This window comes from Microbacterium resistens NBRC 103078 (assembly GCF_001552355.1).
Taxonomy (GTDB): Bacteria; Actinomycetota; Actinomycetes; order Actinomycetales; family Microbacteriaceae; genus Microbacterium; species Microbacterium resistens.
Genome location: NZ_BCRA01000057.1, coordinates 1 through 18209 on the forward strand (window position 1 = coordinate 1; position 18209 = coordinate 18209).

Consider the following 18209-nt stretch of genomic DNA (forward strand, 5'->3'; position numbering starts at 1 on the left):
GCGAGCGCAAGCGCCACCGCTGCGTCCAGCGCGAACGCCTCGGCGGCGGCGACGGGCTCGGCGTCCGCGGCTGCGAACGTCGGCACCGGATCCGATGCGTCCGCATCGGCGTCCGGCGCGGGAGCATCCGCCACCGCTTCCGGGGGATCGTCCGGCGCCACGGGATCCGGATCCCGGCCGTCGACCGGTCTGCCCGCCACCGGCGCAGACAGCACGCCGTTCCTCGCCGTCGGCGCGCTGCTCCTGCTCGGCGGCCTGGTCCTGGTGGCCGTCCGCCGCCGCACCGGCGCCCGCTGATCCGACAGCTCCACGGTTCGGGGCGCGTTCCGGGGCTCACGGCCTCCGGGACGCGCCCCGAACCCGCGAAATGAGCCCCGAATCGGTGTGCGTCAGGTGATCGGGTCGCCCTGGACCGGACCCTCGGTGTTCGGCTTCCAGCCCAGTGCCGGCGCGACGTGCTCGGCGAAGGCCTGCAGCACGTGCAGGTTGTACTCGGGACCGAGCTGGTTCGGGATCGTGAGCATCAGCGTGTCCGCGGCCATCACGGCCTCGTCCTGCTTCAGCTGCGAGATCAGGACGTCCGGCTCGGCCGCGTAGGTCTTTCCGAAGGTCGACCGATAGCCGTCGATGATCCCGATCTGGTCGTGGTTCTCCTCCGACCGCAGGCCGAAGTAGGCGCGGTCGCGGTCGTCCACGAGCGGGAAGACGCTGCGGCTCACCGACACTCGCGGCGCGCCGGTGTGCCCTGCCTCGCGATACGCCGCGCGGAACAGGTCGATCTGCTCGCGCTGCAGCTCGTGGAAGGGCACGCCGGTGGCCTCGGTCAGGAGGGTCGAGCTCATCATGTTCAGGCCGCGTCGGCCGGTGTCCTCCGCGGTGGCGCGGGAGCCGGATCCCCACCAGATGTGGTCCCGGAGCGTCGCCGATCGCGGCTCGACCGGCAGGTACCGCCCCTCGCCCACCATGCGCGGATCACCCGGAGCCACCCCGGCACCGTCGATCGCCTCCAGGAACAGGTCGAACTTCTCGCGCGCCAGATCGGCTCCACGCGGGTCCTCCGCCCCGGTGTAGCCGAACGCCTCGTAGCCGCGCAGCGCGGTCTCGGGTGACCCCCTGCTGACGCCCAGCGCGATCCGCCCGTCGGCGATGAGATCCAGCGCCGCCGCCTCCTCCGCGAACTGCAGCGGGTTCTCGTACCGCATGTCGATGACCCCCGTGCCGACCTCGATGCGCGAGGTCGTCGCGGCCATGGCCGACAGCAGCGGCATCGGGGACGCCGCCTGTCGCGCGAAGTGATGCACGCGGACGTAGGCCCCGTTGACGCCGATCTCGTCGGCCCCCTGCGCGATCTCGATCGTCTGCTTCAGCATCTCGCCGGCCGTGCGGGTGACCGATCCGGGCACGTTCGCGTAGTGCCCGAACGAGAGGAATCCGAAAGCCTTCATGATCTATGCGAACGTATGGATCCACCCCCGCATTCCCCCTTCCCCCCTTGGCCCCGGTATTGGGGCGGGGTCCGGGGGATTGGGGCGCTCGGTGGGGCCGGATCTCCCCGGAACGGACCCCGAACCCCGGCGAGGGACCCCGAATCCCGGCGAAACCGGGTGAGGGTCAGGTGAGGGCGGGGATGAGGAAGCCGTCGACGACGAGGTCGCGGATGCGGGGGCGCATGTCGGCCCACAGGGCGTCCAGCGGCACCTCGAAGAGGTCCGCGAGCGCCTGGACGATCTGACCGACCGTCAGCTCTCCGTCGCACGCCCCGACGAATCCCGCGAGCGCCGGGTCCACCGCCACGGTCCGCCCGAAGCCGCCGCCCTGGCGCAGCTCGATGACGCTGGGCGCCTCCTGCCCCGGAAGATGGTGGCGCGCCTCGGTGACGTCGGGCGCCGCGACGAGCCGGGGCGGGATCCCGCCGGCCAGGAGGTCGTGGGCGCGCAGGCCCTGCCGCAGCGCCGTGCCGACGCCCGAGACCGCCTGCTCGATCCGCTCGAACCGGCGCAGCCGGCCGCCGCCGCCGTCGCTCCCCTCGCCACCGCGTTCCGCGACGGTCGACGCCGTGCGGGCCGGCTCCGGATCCGGCTCCCCGCGCGGAACCCCGGCGCCGGACGACTCCCGCTCCGTGGTCGGCAGATCGAGCCCGGACGGCCGGCGGAGCAGGACGTAGCCGAAGCCCACCGCCGTGACGTCGCGCTCGGCGAAGTCGTCCAGCCACGCCTCCAGCAGCGGCTCGAATCCGGCATCGCGCGGGGTGGTGCCGCCGTCTCGGATCCACAGCTCGGCGTAACCGAGGGGCGTCAGCCGCTCGCGCTCGATCACCCACGCGTCGAGGTCGTCGGGGATCCAGGAGCGGACACGCTCGAGGCCGTCCACGCCGGAGCGGGTCTCCCAGTTCCCGAGGAGCTGCGCCGCGCCGCCGGGGGCCAGATGGGCCGGCGCCTCACGGATGAAGCCCTCCACCAGCGCGTCGCCGACGAGCCCGCCGTCCCGGTACTCGTAAGCCGGGACGCCCTCGGCCCGGGGCGTGATGACGAACGGCGGGTTCGAGACGATGAGCCCGAAGGACTCCCCGGCGACCGGGGCGAACATGCTGCCGAAGCGGAACTCGATGTTCTCGACGCCCGCCAGCCGGGCGTTCAGCTCCGCGTACGCCAGCGCCCGAGCGGAGATGTCCGTGGCGACGACGTGCCCGGCGTGCCGCGAGACGAGAAGGGCCTGGATCCCGCAGCCCGTGCCGAGGTCGAGCGCACGGTCGACCTGCTCCGGCATGACGAGCGACGCGAGCGTCCGGGACGCCCCGCCGACCCCCAGCACGTGGTCCGGCGGGAGGGGCCCGCCCAGCGCGACCTCGTCCAGGTCGCTCGCGATCCACCACTCCCCCACGCCGTCGGCGTCGACGAAGGACTGGGGTCGGATCAGGGCCGCCGGTGCGACGACGTCGCCGTCGCGGGCGGCGAGCCCGAGCGCCTCGATCCCCTCGATCCCGACCGTCGGGAGGGCCGCTGCCACGTCCGCAACGGGCTGCGGCAGACCCACGACGAAGAGGCGCCCGAGGGTGGCGAGCGGATCCGTTCGGTGCGCGATCGCGTGCAGCAGCGGGGATCGGATGCCACGGGCCAGGGCGTCGTCGGCGTCGTCGCCCCAGGCGGCCCGGAGGGACTCGGAGCGCAAGTCGGCGGCGTCCAGGTCGGCGGCGAGCGCCGCGCACAGCCGGGCGTCGGGTCGAGGGTCGAGGTGGGGAGGCACGGCGTCACTCTACGCGGATGGTTCCGGGTGGTCGGTGGGACCCGATGACCCCGATCCGCACACGTCACCCCGATCCGCACACGCATCCGCCGAGGACCTGTGCAGAACGGGACCGGGTGTGCGGATCGGGTCGGGCGCTCCCGGCGTCACCGGTTCCAGGGATCGCTCCGCCTCGCCGCCTAGAATCACAGGGCCAGGACTCACCGCGTCCTCCCCCGGACGCCCGACGGACACCCCATGACCTCCACACCCTCCCCGACGCCCCCGCGCGCCATGCCGGCGTCACGGGTGCGCCGGGCGACCCGCGCCGTGGCGACAGCGGTGGCCCTGATCGTCGGAGCGGCCGTCGCCGTGACCGCGCCCGATGCGGCGTTCGCGACGCCGACGCCCACCCCGACGCCCGAGCCCGCCGGCCTGGGCATCACGCTCGTCCCCGAGGCGCACGGCACGTACGGGCCCGGGGCGCCGTTGGGCGCGACGATCGCGATCGACAACGCCGACGACACGGCGCTCGGCCCCGGACGCGTCCGCCTGGAGATCGGGCGCACCGCGCTCGGCGATCGGTCCGCCGTGCAGTCCTGGCTGTCCGGTGAGGACGCCGCGGCGGCGCTCTCGCCGCTCGGCGAGGGCGCCACCACCCCGGTGGACGCCGAGGAGACGAGCACGGTCACGGTCGTCGTCCCGGCCGCCGACGTCGGCGCCCTGGCACCCGGCGTGTACCCCATCCGCGCCACGTTCTCCGCACCGGCCGCAGCGGCGGACGCCCCCTCTCCCGCTCCGGTGTCGGCCGTCAGCGTCCTCGTCGTCCCACGCGGCCCCGCCCCCTCCGTCGCGGTCGCCGTGCCGGTCACCGCCTCGGCCCGGGGCGCGCTGCTGAACGCCGAGGAGCTGACCGCCCTCACGGCTCCGGACGGCGCGCTGTCCACGCTCCTGGACGGGGTCGCCGGCACCTCGGCGATCCTCGCGGTGGATCCTGCGATCCCGGCCTCGATCCGCGCCCTCGGCTCGACCGCGCCGGCCACCGCGACGGCGTGGCTGACGCGCCTGGAGACTCTGCCCAACGAGCGCTTCCCGCTCCGGTTCGGGGATGCGGACACCGCGGCGCAGGCCTCCGCCGGGCTGGAGACCCCGCTCGGCGTCGACACGCTCGAGCCCCTCCTCCGCCCCCAGGACTTCGCGCCCACCGGCCCCGGGACGGACGCCACGGCCACCCCGTCCCCGACCCCGACCCCGTCGCCCACGCCGGACCCCACCCCGACCGCCGCGACGCCGGAGCTGCCGGACCTCGCGGAGCTCGTCGACGTGGGCGCGACCCGCGACGACCTGCTCTGGCCCCGCGGCGAGGTCTCCGCCGCGGACGTGGCGACGCTGTCGCGGTACCGGACCTCCGCGGCGGCGACCGATGACCCGACCGTCAGCATCCTTCCGTCCACCTCGTTCGGTCAGGGGGACGCGCAGGCCCCCGTCCCCGCCCGTGGCGAGGTGGACGGCGCCCCCGTCCTGGTGTCGGACGCCGCCGTCGCGGACGCCCTGAGCCGCGCCGCGGGCGAGGCGGATGCCCTCCGCCGCGATGCGCCGCTCACCGAGGCCGTCGCGCTGCTCTGGTTCGCGGACCCGGCCTCGCCGGTGCTCGCGGGCCTGGACCGGGCGGACCGGCGATCTGCCGAGGGCCTGCGCGACGCGGTGACGACCCTGTCCGGCGGACGCCCGGCGTCGCTGGGAGAGCTGCTCGCGAGTCCCGCCGCGGCGCTGACCGTCGTCTCCGCCCCGGCCGCCGACCGCGCCGGCGCGGTGAGCACCCTGCGGGAGGACGAGGAGCGCGTCGCGGCGTTCGCCACCGTGCTGGAGGATCCCCGCCAGCTCACGGTCCGGCAGCGGATCTCGGTGCTGCGCCTGCTCGCCGTCGGCAGGAACCGCGGCGAGGCCGACTTCGCCGACGCCCTGGCCGCCCAGCGCGACGACACCCGGGACACCCTCGACGCGGTCGGGCTTCAGCCGTCCAACCCCATCCTCATCAGCGCCGCCGTCGACGTCCCCGTGTGGCTGCGCAACGACCTGCCGTACCCCGTGTCGGTCCGCTTGGAGGCCGAGCCCAGCGACGCCCGCCTCGACGTGCAGCGCTTCACGGACGTGACCGGCCAGCCCGACGGGACGACCCGGCTCACCATCCCCGTCGAGGCGCGGGTGGCGAGCGGCGAGGTCGACCTCCGGATGACGCTGACGAGCCCGACCGGGGTCCCGATCGGCGACGCCCAGGTGGCCCGGCTCACGGTGCGCGCCGAGTGGGAGAACATCGGCCTCGTGATCCTCGGCGCCGTCGCCGTGCTGCTCATCGGCGGCGGGATCGTCCGCACCGTGCTTCGGCGACGCAAGGCCGCGGTCGCCTCCTCGGAGGACGCGGCCGAGGGGGGCACCGGATCGGACGGCCCGGACGGCGTCCCGCAGGCCGACGCCCCGGAGAACGAGAAGGACGACACGGAGAAGGACGACACGGAGAACAATGAGTAGCCTCGGCCGCGCGAGCGCCGTCCTGGCCGCGGGCACGATCGTGTCGCGCGTCACGGGGCTGCTGCGCACCATCGTCCTCGTCGGCGTCATCGGCGCGAACGCCTCCGAGGCGGCCGACGCGTTCGGCGTGGCGAACCAGCTCCCGAACGACGTCTTCTCCCTGATCTCCGTCGGCGTGCTCACCGCGGTGATCGTCCCGCAGATCGTGCAGGCGACCACCCACGCCGACCGCGGCAACGCCTTCATCTCGAAGCTGTTCACCCTGGGCACCGTGGTGCTCGTGGCCGCGACGGGGATCGCGATGCTCGCCGCGCCCGCCCTGGTATGGCTCACGATGGGAGAGAAGACCGCCGAGCAGCAGGCGCTCGCGATCGCCTTCTCCTACTGGTGCATCCCGCAGATCTTCTTCTACGGGCTGTATGCGCTCGTCGGGGAGACCCTGAACGCGCGGCGGATCTTCGGGCCGTTCACGTGGGCTCCCGTCGCCAACAACGTCGTCTCCATCGCCGGCTTCCTCGCCATCGCCGCGATGTTCGGCGGTCCGCTGGAGCAGGTCGACGACTGGTCGCCGGACCGCATCGCCTGGCTGGGGGCGACGGCGACCCTCGGGATCGCCGTGCAGGCGCTCATCCTCTTCGTCTTCTGGCCGCGCACCCGCCTCGCGCTGCGGCCCGACTTCCGCTGGCGCGGCGTGGGGCTCGGCAACATCGGCCGCCTGGCAGGCTGGACGATCCTCATGGCGCTCGCCAGCCTCACCGCCGGCATCATCCAGCACCGGATCGCGATGGACGCGTCCGGGGCCGGCCCGGCGGTTCAGGTCATGCTCAACGCCTGGCTGATCTTCATGCTCCCGTACTCCGTGATCGTGCACTCCATCGGGACGCCCTACTTCACCCAGCTCAGCGAGCACGCCGCCGCCGGCCGTGACGACGAGGTCCGCTCCGACATCTCCCGGAGCATCCGGACGCTGGGCTTCTTCCTCGTCGGCGCCATGGCGGCCGTCCTCGCCGCCTCCGTCCCGGCCTCTCGGATCTTCGTCGCCTTCGACACGGACGCGGTCGAGGCGGCGCTGGTGCTCGTCGCCTACCTCGTCGGGCTCATCCCACTGGCCGTGCTGTTCATCGTCCAGCGCACGTTCTACGCCTATGGCGACACGCGTACGCCGTTCTTCTTCACCATCTTCCAGTGCGTGCTCATCGTCGGCACGGCGCTCATCGCCCAGCTGCTCCTGCAGCTCCACGTGATCCCGCTCGAGGCCCTTGCAGCCACGATCGCCCTGGGGCAGTCGATCTCGGGCACCGTCCAGACGATCATCGCGACCTGGCTGCTGCACCGCCGGCTCGGCGGGATCCACACCGCGCAGTGGAGCTTCGCCCTCCTGCGCTTCGCCGTGGCCGCCGTGCCGGCCGCCGCCGCCGGCTGGGGCGTCTTCCTCCTGCTCGGGGGCACGGCCGGCTGGACGATGGGCAGTCAGCTTCTCGGCGCGATCGGCGCGGGGATCGTGGGCGTGGTCGTCCTCGCGGTCTACGTCGTCGTCCTCGCCGTGATGCGCGCCCCGGAACTGGCCGCCGCCCGCGGTCTCGTCTCGCGGTTCCTCCCCGGTCGCTGATCGGCGATGTCCGATCGCGCCTACGCCGACACCATCGCGGCTCCGGTCACCCGCGAGCTGGTGGAGAGGAAGTCGCGGTTCCTCGCCCACGTCGCGCCGGTCGGCTCCGTTCCGGAGGCGGAGGAGGTGGTCGCCGGCATCCGCCGCCGCCACTGGGACGCTCGTCACCACTGCGTCGCGATGGTGATCGGCGTGCTCGGCGACCAGGCCCGCTCGACGGACGACGGCGAGCCCTCGGGCACGGCCGGGGTGCCGATGATGGAGGTGCTCCGCCGCCGCGGCCTGACCGACGTGGTGGCGATCGTCACGCGGTACTTCGGCGGGGTCAAGCTCGGGGCGGGCGGACTCGTGCGCGCCTACTCATCCGCGGTCTCCGCTGCGCTCGACGAGGCCCGCCTGGTCCATCGCCGGCTCCTCCGCCAGGCGGTGATCGAAGTCCCGCACGCCGACGCGGGGCGGATCGACAACCTGCTCCGCGACTGGGCGGGCGCGCACGGCGCCGCCTTCGCCGACCCCGCCTACGACGCGGCGGCCCGCTTCGAGCTGTGGGTGCCGCCGGAGCGGCTGGAGCTGCTCGCCGCCGACCTCGCCGCCGCCTCGGCGGGCGCCCTGACCCCCGTGCTCGGCGAGGACCGGGTGGTCGACGTCCCCGCCCGCTGAGCCCCGCCGGCCCCTCGGCTCGGGTACGCGCCCCGGCGTCCACAGCGGTCTGGAATGCCGCGCGGCTACCATGTGTTCAGGCTCAGTGAACACGAGGAGAAGCAATGCGCCAGGTCATCATCATCGGCTCCGGCCCCGCCGGGTTCACGGCCGCCATCTACGCCGCGAGGGCGGATCTGAAGCCCCTGCTGATCGCCAGCACCGTCGAGGTCGGCGGCGAGCTGATGAAGACCACCGAGGTCGAGAACTTCCCCGGCTTCCCTGAGGGGATCCAGGGTCCGGACCTGATGGCCAAGCTGCAGGAGCAGGCGGAGAAGTTCGGCACCGAGGTCGTCTACGACGACGTCGTGGAGCTGGAGCTGGACGGCCCGGTGAAGAAGGTCGTGCTCGGCAGCGGGACGACGCACGAGGCCCGCACCGTCATCTACGCGACCGGATCCGCCTACCGCAAGCTCGGCGTCGAGGGCGAGGAGCGCCTGTCCGGGCACGGTGTGTCCTGGTGCGCCACCTGCGACGGCTTCTTCTTCCGCCAGAAGACCATCGCCGTGGTCGGCGGCGGCGACTCGGCGATGGAGGAGGCGACGTTCCTCACCCGCTTCGCCGACAAGGTCTACGTGATCCACCGCAAGGACACCCTGCGCGCCTCGAAGATCATGCAGGAGCGCGCGTTCGCGAACGAGAAGATCGAGTTCATCTGGAACAGCGAGGTCGAGCAGATCCTCGGCGAGACGGAGACCACCGGGGTGCGGCTGCGCAACACGGTCGACGGCACCACGAGCGAGCTGGAGCTGGACGGCCTGTTCATCGCGATCGGCAACGACCCGCGCACGCACCTCGTGCACGGCAAGCTCGAGCTCACCCCCGAGGGGACGATCTGGGTGGACGGACGCTCCTCGCGCACGTCCGTTCCCGGTGTCTTCGCGGCCGGCGACGTGATCGACCCCACCTATCGCCAGGCGGCCACCGCCGCCGGCTCGGGGACGGTCTCCGCGCTGGACGCCGAGCACTTCCTCGCCGACCTGGACGACGCCTCGGTCGAGGTGCCCGCCGCCGAGGCCGCGGAGATCATCGTCGCCTGACCCCGGGGAACAACTTCCCCCCGACGGCTGTTGGGATGCTTCGACAGGACTCAGCAACCGAGCGAACCTCGAACAAGGAGAAACCATGAGTGCCAAGGCAACCAGCCAGGCGACCTGGGAGCAGGACGTGCTTCAGGCCGAAGGCCCCGTCCTCGTCGACTTCTGGGCCGCGTGGTGCGGGCCGTGCCGCATGGTCGCGCCCGTCCTCGACGAGATCCAGGCCGAGAACCCCGAGAAGATCACCATCCTCAAGCTCAACGTGGACGAGAACCCGGAGCTGGCGATGAAGTACCAGATCACCTCGATTCCGGCGATGAAGGTCTTCCACGGCGGCGAGGTCAAGACGACCATCATCGGCGCGAAGCCGAAGTTCGCGCTGGAGAAGGACCTGGCCGACTTCCTGGCCTGACCCGCGTCGGCCTCCGGGCCGCCACGTCCGAAGGACCCCGTCTCCGCGGAGACGGGGTCCTTCGGCGTTCGTCGGGGGTCAGGGCCCGGCCAGCTCCGCGTGGTCGTTCGCGCGGACGAAACCGCAGGCACGGGTCGTCCCCGCCAGGCACCCCTTCGCGAGCATCAGCGCGCTGTAGTAGTCGATGTAGCGGAACCCGTAGGTCTCGCCCCGCGCGAAGGCCTGGCCCTGGATCGCCGCGCGCCACGCCTCGTAGGCCGCGTCCGGGATGTCGACGTACATGTTCGGGACGAACCCCTCGGCGTCCTCCCAGTTGTCGGCGTGCAGGATCTGCGACACCCCGTGCCGGCCGTGGGGGCTCCCCACCGGGAGCGAGGCCAGGAACCGGGCGCGCTCGGCGAGGATCGCCGCGCGCTCGTGGTCGCGGTGGATCGAGTGCTTCCAGTGCGTGATGACGATCTCCGGCTTCTCCTGACGGATGATGTCGGCGATCTGCTCGGCGGCGCTGTCGTCGTCGGGGAGGAACCCGTCCGAGTAGTCCAGGACCCGGAACTCCGCGCCGATGCCGGCCGCGAACGCCTCGCCCTCGGCGACCTTCTGCGTCCGATACTCCTCCGGGGAGACGGTCGGGTGCCCGCGCTCTCCGTACGTGCACGCCAGGATGATCGCCCGATCCCCCTCCTGGACCATCTTGGCGAGGGTGGGTCCCGCCGTCAGGTCCATGTCGCCGATGTGCCCGCCGATCGCCAGCACCGTCCTGCCCATGTTCTGCTCCGTTTCTCCGTGGTCGGGGGTCGTCATTTCAGGCCGCTGAGCATGATGCCGCGGACGTAGTACTTCTGCAGGAAGAGGAACACCACCAGCACCGGGAGGGTGCTGATCACGATGCCCGCCATCACGATGGGCATCGTCCGGTTCGGGTCGATGAAGCTCTGCAGCATCTGGATGCCGACCGGGAGCGTCATCAGGTCCGGGTTGCTCGACGCGATCAGCGAGGACCAGATGTACTCGTTCCACTGGCCGACGAACGTGATGAGGCCGAGCGTGATCGCGACCGGCTTCGTCTGCGGCAGGATGATGCTCGCGAACAGCCGCCACTCCCCCGCGCCGTCGATCCGGGCCGCCTCCAGCATCTCGTTGGGCACGCTCAGCATGAACTGGCGCATGAGGAAGATGCCGAAGCCGCTGACGAGGAACGGCAGCATCAGGGAGACGATGTTGTTCGTCATGCCGCCCTCGCCGCCCTGGCCGAGGATGTTGTTCCCGCCGACGAGCGGCCAGTTCAGCATGATGAGGAAGTCCGGGATCAGCAGCAGGAACGGCGGCAGCATCATCGTCGCCAGCACGAACCGGAAGATGACGTCCCGCCCGCGGAAGCGCAGCTTGGCGAGGGCGTAGCCGGCCATCGCCGAGGTGATGAGCACGGAGACGGTGACCACCAGCGTCACCACGACGCTGTTGAGGAAGAGCTTGCCGAGCTGGAGCTGCTCCACCGCGCTGGCGTAGTTGTCCCACGTCCAGACCTCCGGGAGGAAGCGGTAGGGGAAGATCCCGTATTCACCCGGCCCCTTGAGCGAGCTGAACACCGTGTCCAGGAACGGGATGACCATGAGCACGCCGCCGATGGCGACGACGAGGTACGAGATCCAGGGGAACGGGTGCCGCCTGCTGCGCGATCGGCTCATTCGTCGTCTCCTCCGCCGCGACGGCTGATCCAGAGCTGGAGCAGCGTGATGATGAAGATGATGAGGAACAGCACCATCGCCATGGCGCTGGCCGTCCCCCAGGCGCCGAACTTGAACGCCTGCTGGTACATCTCGAACGCGGCGACGTTGGTGGCGTTGGCCGGTCCGCCGTCCTTGGTCATCACGATGATGAGCGCGAAGGACTGGAGCCCTGCGATGCACTGCGTGATGAACACGAACACCAGCGAGGGCCGCAGCAGCGGCAGGGTGATGCTCCAGAACGTCCGCCAGCTGCCCGCGCCGTCGAGCTCGGCGGCCTCGTACATGTTGCGGTCGATCGCCTTGATGCCGGCGGTGAGGATCAGCACGGCCGATCCGATCGAGGCCCACGCCTGCACGACCGCCACGGCGGGAAGGGCGATCGACGGATCCGACAGGAAGCCGATCGAGTTGACGCCGAGGGCGTTGAGCACCGCGTTGATGAGCCCCGCCGGCTGGTACAGCATCTTCCAGACGTTGCCGATGGCGACGACGGTCGCCACGACCGGGAGGAAGTAGAGGAACCGCCAGAACCCCTGGAGCTTGAGCCGTTCGATCAACTGGGCCACGACGAGGGAGCCGCCCACGGCCAGGATCACGGCGAGGAACGCGAACACGAACGTGTTGACGAGGATCGGCATCACGAACGTGCCGTCGAGGTTCAGGATGTCGGCGTAGTTCTGAAGCCCGATGAACTCGATCGTCGTGAGGTCGAACCCGCCCCAGTTCGACACCGACAGGAAGATCGCGAAGAACGTCGGCAGGATCAGGAAGACGGTGAAGAACAGCAGGGAGGGCGCCAGGAACAGGTAGCCGGCGCGCGCCTCCCGCCGGAACCGCCGAGAGCGGCGGGAAGGTGCGCCGCCGGGCCCGGCGAGCTCGCGCTCCGCCGCCGCCGGCGTCGGCACCATCAGGGTGGTGTTGGCCATCGGGTCTCTCCGTGGGTCGTGCCGGTGGCGGGGGCCGCTGCCCCCGCCACCGAGGGGTCACTTGACCTGCGCGTCGATCTCCGCGACGAGCTTCGAGAAGGTCTTCGCCGCATCGGCGCCGTTCACGAGGATCTCGTTGAGGGCCACGTTGGTCGACGTCTTCGCCTCGTACGCGTTCGGCGCGTTGGACTCGGCCATCGCGTAGTCGGCCGCGTCGTACACGGCCTTCAGGTTCGGGTCCTTCGCGAGGAACTCCGGCCCGAGGGTGGCCGCGTCGTCCTTGCGCGGCGGGATCAGGCCCTGGTCGGCGAGGAACGTCCCGAGCCCGGTGACGCCGGCGTCGGTCTGGTGCGAGTTCAGCCAGGACAGGAACTCCCACGCCTCCTTCTGGTGCTTGCTGCCGGAGTTCACGCCGGTGAAGAAGCTGTAGGCGAGGGAGCCGGTGTCGCCGGCCTTCGGCCCGGGTACGGGAGCGACCCCGACGTTGGCGTAGTCGTCGCCCATGGAGTTCTTGAGGCTTCCGATCCACCATCCCGCCTGGATCGCCATCGCCACGCCGCCGGTCGGGAAGGCCTTCGTCGGCATGATCGACGTGTCCGTGGCGCCCGACGCGGCCAGCTCCGCCTCGAGGGCCATCGTCTGCTCGGCGGTGTCGTCCATGGCCGAGGAGCCGTCGGCCGCGAGGAACTCCCCTCCGGCCGCGTCCAGCAGCGAGAGGAAGGGATGCACGGTGTGGTTGTCACCGTCCTGGATCACCGAGAGCCCCTGGACCGTCACGTTGCCGGACCCGTCCTTCTTGGTGGTGGCCTCGGCCGCCGCCTTCAGCTCGTCCCAGGACGCCGGAGGCGCGTCGTAGCCGGCCTCCTGCAGGAGCTTCTTGTTGTAGAAGAGCGCGTAGGTGTTGAACTCCGTCGGATAGCCGAGGATCTCGCCGTCGCCGGTCGTGACGGAGTCCAGGGCGGCCTGGCTGTAGTTCGTCTCGATGTCCTTCGCCACGTCCGCCGGGGGCTCCGCGAGCACGTTGTTCTTCGCCAGCTGGCCGCCCCACAGCGAGTAGGAGCTGAAGACGTCCGCACCGCGGCCGCCGGTCTGGCGGACGTTGAGCGTCGTGAGCAGCTCGTCGAAGTTCACCGCCTGCGAGACGACCTGGATCTTCGGGTTCTCCTCGTTCCACTGGTCGATGAGCGCTCCGATGCCGCTCTTGAACGGCTCGCTGCCGTAGTGGCTCAGGAACGTGAGCTTCACGACGCCGTCGGCGGAGTCTCCCCCGCCCGCGCCGGTGCATCCGGCGAGCGCCACGGCCGCCGCACCGACGATCGCGACGGTCTTCGTCGTTCGTCCGAGCCGGCGAAAGGCCTTCGTCTTCATGGGTATTCCTCTCAGGGGTGCAGTGCGGGGGACTCAGGCGTCCAGGGTCGTGTGCATGATCGTGAACGTCCGCGTCACGGAGAATCCGGTCTTGAGGTAGAGGCGACCGGCCGGGGATTCCTCGTCGGTCCAGAGGAACCACGCGCTGTGTGCGCCGAGCGCGCGCATGCGCTCCAGCGTCAGGTGCAGGAGGATCTCGCCGAGACCGTTCCCCCGGCTCTCCGGGAGCACCCCGAACGGCCCGAAACGCTCGAGGACGTTCTCGTAGGTGCCGTGCATAGCCCAGCCGAGCATCGTGCCCTCGGGATCTCGGCACACCATGATCCGTTCGAGGGCCTGTCCGCCGAGGACGCCCTCGCGGATGCCGCGCGACCAGTCGGCGTTGAACCGGGAGCCGGCGATGTCGATGAGGTCGACGAGGTCGTCGCCCTCGGGCGAGAAGAACCGCCACCCCTCGCCGCGCAGGCGCTCGATCCGCTCCCGCACGCTCTCCGGCATCGCGTAGTCGTTGAGCGTCCGGTCCATGGCGACGGCGCGGTACTGGGTCTCGAAGCCCATCGTGCGGAGGAAGGCGGCCGCCTCGGGGTACCGCTCCTCGTCGAGTCCCGGGAGGAAGTAGTTCGGCGTGTACGAGGAGAAGAAGACGCGGGAGACGCCCTGCTCGCGCAGCCACTCCAGCGCCCGGGTCATCAACCCCCGGGCGATGCCCGCGCGCCGTGCCTCCGGGACGACGAAGAAGAACGGGATCCACCCGGAGTCGGGCTCCAGGTCGGCGCCCTCCGCCGCGATGAGGCGGCGCACGGCGTACACGGCGCCGACGAGGCGGCCGTCCTTCTCGGCGACGAGGAGCCCGTGCGGATCGAAGTTCCGATCCAGCAGCACGAGGTCGCGGAACCGGTCATAGGTCACCCCGTCTCCGGGGGCCGAGCGGGTCCACGCATCGGCGAGCGCGGGGCCGTCCCCGGCTCGGAAGGTACGAAGGATTGCGTCCATGAAATCTCCTGCATCGAGCGACGTCGTCACGATGGTCACGAAACTACATTCCGATATGTGGGAGTGTCAAGAATTTTTCTTTCAGGCGTGGATCACGTAAATGAATTACCAAACGGAGCCCGTTCCTGCTAGAAAGGGGGCGGATCGACGGCAGCGTTCCGCCGTCCCCGAGCACCGAGAGGATGGCGATGATGCCGCGGACCAGGACCGGCGCCGAGATCGTCGCCGCTAAGCCCGAGCGGCTGAGCGGCGCGCGCATCGGACTGCTCACGAACTTCACCGGCACGATGCCCGACCTCTCCCGCAGCGTCGACGCGCTCGCGCGCGCGGGCGTCCCCCTCGTGCACCTCTTCGGCCCCGAGCATGGGCTCAGCGGCGCCGTCCAGGCCGGCGAGAGCACGAACGACGACCACGATCCCGGGACCGGCCTCCCCCTCAGCGACACCTACCTCGCCGACGACGACCGACTCGATGAGATCGTCTCGTCCTCCGGCGTCGACGCGCTGGTGTTCGACATGCAGGACATCGGCGTGCGCTTCTACACCTATGTCTGGACCATGTACGACGCGATGCGCACGGCCGCGCGCCTCGGGATCCGCTTCACCGTCCTCGATCGCCCCAATCCGCTCGGCGGCGCGGTGGTCAGCGGGCCGGGGATCACCGATCCGGCCTATGCCAGCTTCGTCGGGCGCGTCGACGTCCCACAGCGGCACGGGCTCACCGCCGGTGAGCTCGCCCGGCTGTTCGTCGCGCGTGATCTCGCCGCAGAGGGCCTGGAGCTCGAGCTGGACGTCGTGTCGATGGAGGGCTGGGATCCCGCCCGCGACTTCGCCGCCACCGGGCTGCCCTGGGTCCCGCCGTCACCCAACATGCCGACGCTCGACACGGCGTTCGCGTTCGCCGGCACGGGCCTGTTCGAGGGGACGACCCTGAGCGAGGGACGGGGCACCACCCTTCCCTTCCAGCTCCTCGGGGCGCCCTTCCTCGATGAGCGTTTCGCGGCCGCCGCCCGCGGGCGCGACCTTCCCGGCGTCCTCGTGCGCGACGCCTGGTTCCAGCCGACCTTCCACAAGTACGCCGGGGAGACGGTCCGCGGCGTCCAGCTGCACCTCGTCGACCGGTACGCGTTCGATCCCGTGGCCACGGCGGTCGCGCTCCTCGAGATCGCCCACGAGACCGCTCCGGAACAGACCGCCAGCCTCGGTGCCGGGGAGAGGATCGACCCCGGCGACTCCGGATTCGCCCTCGACCGCCTCTGGGGATCGCCAGAACTGCGTCGGGCCCTGGACGGCTCGGCCTCGTTCGAGGCGCTCGATCTGCGCACCCGTCCGACCGTGGACCACTACGCCGAGGGCGTGCTGATCTACGAGCGCTGAGGGGTCAGGAGGCGTTCCCGCGCACGGCGGCGTCCCACCGACGGTGGGAGGTGCGGTGCCCGAGGAACCGCCACACGACCGGCGTGAGCGGGGGGAAGTCCAGCGCGATCCGCCGGAGCACGCGGAAGTTCTCCTCCGGGTCCGGGCGCCGTTGCGACCCCAGGTCTTCTGCCCGCAGCAGCAGCACGACGAGCTCGTCCACCGTCGGCAGCTCCTCCATGAACTCCCACGGGTCCTCTCCCCCGTGCAGGCGCTCCTGGACGAGCACGGCGCGTTCGTCCGCGGCCTCGGCGCGGAGCACCTCGAGGCTCGCGCGTCGGGTCGGGGAGTCGGTCACCCGTCCAGCCTACGCGCCGGATCCGACACCGGACCCGTTCGGCGGACGGGCGTCCTCCGCGCGCCGGACGCCTCGCTCGCGGAGCCCGGACACGCGGAGGACGGTCAGTGGATGGGCGCGACCACGTCCTCGCCCATGTCCTCGAGGGATCGGCCCTTCGTCTCGCGGACGAATCTCGTCACGAAGAGCAGTGAGAGCAGCGCGAACGCCGCGTACAGGCCGTAGGCCAGCCCGAGGGAGAAGTCCTTCAGTCCCGGGAAGGAGACCGTGATGAGCCAGTTGGAGACCCACTGCCCCGCCGCAGCCAACGACAGGGCGGCCGCGCGCATCCGGTTGGGGAACATCTCCCCCAGCAGGACCCAGACCACTGGACCCCAGGACATGCCGAACGCGATCACGAACAGGTTCGCCGCGACGAGCGCGATCGGCCCCGCCGCGCCCTCCAGCACTGGCGCGCCGTCGTGGACCGGTGCCGTCCCGAACACGACCGCCATCGTCGTCAGCGTGATCGTCATGCCGATGGATCCGATGATCAGCAGGGGCTTGCGGCCGATCCGGTCCACGGTGGCGATCGCGATCAGGGTCGTCAGGATGTTGATGGTGGCGCTGATCACGGTGAAGATGAACGCGTCGCCCTCGGCGAACCCGACCGCCTCCCAGAGGATGTTCGAGTAGTAGAAGATGACGTTGATCCCGACGAACTGCTGGAACATCGACAGCAGCAGCCCCACCCAGACGATGCCGGCGACGCGTCCTGTGGGGCTCTTCAGGTCGCTCCACGAGGGCGCCACCGCCCGTTCCATCGTGTTCTGGATCCGGATGATGGTCGTCTCGATCTTCTCCGGGCCGAAGAGGGACGTGAGCACGGTGCGCGCTTCATCGACCCGGTGCTGGGAGACGAGGTAGCGCGGGGACTCCGGGATCGTGAGGGCGAGGACCCCGTAGACGACGGCGGGAACGGCCATCATCAGGAACATCCACTGCCATGCCCCCAGCCCGAACCAGAACGGCTCCGCCGACCCTCCCGCCGCGGACGCGATGAGGAAGTCGACGAGCAGAGAGATGAAGATGCCGGTCACGATGGCGAGCTGCTGGAGCGAGGCGAGACGCCCGCGCATCCGGGCGGGCGCGATCTCGGCGATGTAGGCCGGGGCGATGACCGAGGCCATGCCGACGCCCAGGCCGCCGACGATGCGTCCGACGACCAGCACCCACAGCTCCGGAGCGAAGCCGGTCACGAGTGCCGAGGCGAGGAACAGCACGGCGGCGATCTTCATCACGGCCAGCCGTCCGACCCGGTCCGCGACCCGACCCGCCGCCAGAGCGCCGACGGCGGCGCCCAGGAGGGCGGAGGCGACGGCGAACCCCAGGGAGACGGGGTCAGCGTGGAACGTGCTCTCCACGGCGGCGACCGCGCCGTTGATCACCGCGCTGTCGTATCCGAAGAGGAATCCGCCGAGCGCCGCCACGACCGCGATCCTGACCACGCCCGCCGCGCGGCCAGATCCCTCCCCTTCGATCGACTCCGGCAGTCCGACACTGTCATCGCGCGCGTGCATCATCCGCTCCTCCTCGTCGACTTCGTCATCGCCGCCCCCCGGCGAGGTGTGAGTCGATTCGACACCCGAGAGCGTCGCGGGCGCAAGAGCGTCTCGGCGCGGCGCATCGATGCGCGGGTCGTCGATTCTCCTCGGCTCCCCCGCGCGGCCCGTTTCACGTGAAACATCCCCGCCCCGGCCGTTGAACGACACTTCGACTCGCTGCGCTCCCCACCGGTCGTTGAGCGAGCGGAGCGAGACGAAACGGAGCAGGGTCGGGTCAGCGCGTTTCGTCTCGTCGCTGCGCTCCTCGCTCAACGATCGGAACAGGTGTCGGTCATTGAGTGACACTTCGACTCGCTGCGCTCCCGGAGTGCAGGTCTCCCCGAGACGAAACGTGGCAACCACTTGACTACCGCGGCGTTTCACGTGAAAC

Annotated in this window: 16 protein-coding genes; 7 read left to right on the forward strand and 9 right to left on the reverse strand. The window is 71.0% G+C overall.

What is annotated here, in order from left to right:
• Nucleotides 1-297: LPXTG cell wall anchor domain-containing protein (locus tag MR1_RS10685; protein ID WP_157518038.1), on the forward strand; the 297-nt coding region annotated here is incomplete at its 5' end.
• A 92-nt stretch (nt 298-389) separates the two neighbouring features.
• On the opposite strand, the gene MR1_RS10690 is transcribed toward MR1_RS10685, so the two are convergent.
• Together MR1_RS10690 and MR1_RS10695 are read right to left on the reverse strand one after the other, a co-directional pair.
• Nucleotides 390-1445: an LLM class flavin-dependent oxidoreductase gene (locus MR1_RS10690; RefSeq protein ID WP_067246170.1), complete on the reverse strand. Its 1056-nt coding sequence runs from the start codon at nt 1443-1445 to the stop codon at nt 390-392.
• A gap of 166 nt (nt 1446-1611) precedes the next feature.
• Nucleotides 1612-3243, reverse strand: coding sequence for a N5-glutamine methyltransferase family protein (locus MR1_RS10695; protein WP_067246173.1), 1632 nt, complete (start codon nt 3241-3243; stop codon nt 1612-1614).
• 237 nt (nt 3244-3480) lie between these two features.
• Here MR1_RS10695 and MR1_RS10700 point away from each other — a divergent pair, with 237 nt between their 5' ends.
• The 5 genes from MR1_RS10700 to trxA all read left to right on the forward strand — a co-directional run bounded on the left by MR1_RS10700 (nt 3481) and on the right by trxA (nt 9508).
• Nucleotides 3481-5751 (forward strand): DUF6049 family protein, encoded by a 2271-nt coding sequence (locus tag MR1_RS10700; protein ID WP_067246177.1) that lies wholly within the window; start codon nt 3481-3483, stop codon nt 5749-5751.
• Nucleotides 5744-7360 (forward strand): murein biosynthesis integral membrane protein MurJ, encoded by a 1617-nt coding sequence (murJ, locus tag MR1_RS10705; RefSeq protein WP_067246181.1) that lies wholly within the window; start codon nt 5744-5746, stop codon nt 7358-7360. Before MR1_RS10700 ends, murJ begins: the two co-directional genes overlap by 8 nt.
• A 6-nt stretch (nt 7361-7366) precedes the next feature.
• Nucleotides 7367-8020, forward strand: coding sequence for an IMPACT family protein (locus MR1_RS10710; RefSeq protein WP_067246184.1), 654 nt, complete (start codon nt 7367-7369; stop codon nt 8018-8020).
• Nucleotides 8021-8124: 104 nt separating this feature from the next.
• Nucleotides 8125-9099, forward strand: a complete 975-nt coding sequence (gene trxB / locus MR1_RS10715; protein ID WP_067246187.1) for a thioredoxin-disulfide reductase — start codon at nt 8125-8127, stop codon at nt 9097-9099.
• Between the two features lie 85 nt (nt 9100-9184).
• On the forward strand, nt 9185-9508 hold the full coding sequence (gene trxA, locus MR1_RS10720; protein ID WP_067246191.1) for a thioredoxin: 324 nt from the start codon (nt 9185-9187) through the stop codon (nt 9506-9508).
• A gap of 78 nt (nt 9509-9586) precedes the next feature.
• Here trxA and MR1_RS10725 read toward each other — a convergent pair whose 3' ends face one another.
• Genes MR1_RS10725 through MR1_RS10745 form a run of 5 tightly spaced genes read right to left on the reverse strand, consistent with a single transcriptional unit; the run spans nt 9587 to nt 14522 of the window.
• Nucleotides 9587-10273, reverse strand: a complete 687-nt coding sequence (locus tag MR1_RS10725) for a PIG-L deacetylase family protein (RefSeq protein WP_067246194.1) — start codon at nt 10271-10273, stop codon at nt 9587-9589.
• Between the two features lie 32 nt (nt 10274-10305).
• On the reverse strand, nt 10306-11193 hold the full coding sequence (locus MR1_RS10730) for a carbohydrate ABC transporter permease (RefSeq protein WP_067246197.1): 888 nt from the start codon (nt 11191-11193) through the stop codon (nt 10306-10308).
• Nucleotides 11190-12161, reverse strand: coding sequence for a carbohydrate ABC transporter permease (locus MR1_RS10735; RefSeq protein WP_084344538.1), 972 nt, complete (start codon nt 12159-12161; stop codon nt 11190-11192). The genes MR1_RS10730 and MR1_RS10735 overlap by 4 nt, the downstream gene beginning before the upstream one ends.
• 57 nt (nt 12162-12218) lie before the next feature.
• A complete protein-coding gene (locus MR1_RS10740; protein ID WP_067246200.1) occupies nt 12219-13529 on the reverse strand; it encodes an extracellular solute-binding protein in 1311 nt (436 codons plus the stop codon).
• Between the two features lie 33 nt (nt 13530-13562).
• Nucleotides 13563-14522, reverse strand: a complete 960-nt coding sequence (locus MR1_RS10745; RefSeq protein WP_067246202.1) for a GNAT family N-acetyltransferase — start codon at nt 14520-14522, stop codon at nt 13563-13565.
• Between the two features lie 188 nt (nt 14523-14710).
• Between MR1_RS10745 and MR1_RS10750 the strand changes: the two genes are divergently transcribed.
• A complete protein-coding gene (locus MR1_RS10750) occupies nt 14711-15898 on the forward strand; it encodes an exo-beta-N-acetylmuramidase NamZ family protein (protein WP_217996221.1) in 1188 nt (395 codons plus the stop codon).
• 4 nt (nt 15899-15902) lie between these two features.
• On the opposite strand, the gene MR1_RS10755 is transcribed toward MR1_RS10750, so the two are convergent.
• Both MR1_RS10755 and MR1_RS10760 read right to left on the reverse strand, forming a co-directional pair.
• Entirely contained in the window at nt 15903-16235 is a 333-nt protein-coding gene (locus tag MR1_RS10755) for a tryptophan synthase subunit alpha (protein WP_067246205.1), read from the reverse strand.
• 104 nt (nt 16236-16339) lie between these two features.
• On the reverse strand, nt 16340-17797 hold the full coding sequence (locus MR1_RS10760; RefSeq protein WP_067246209.1) for a sugar porter family MFS transporter: 1458 nt from the start codon (nt 17795-17797) through the stop codon (nt 16340-16342).
• Between the last annotated feature and the right edge of the window lie 412 nt (nt 17798-18209).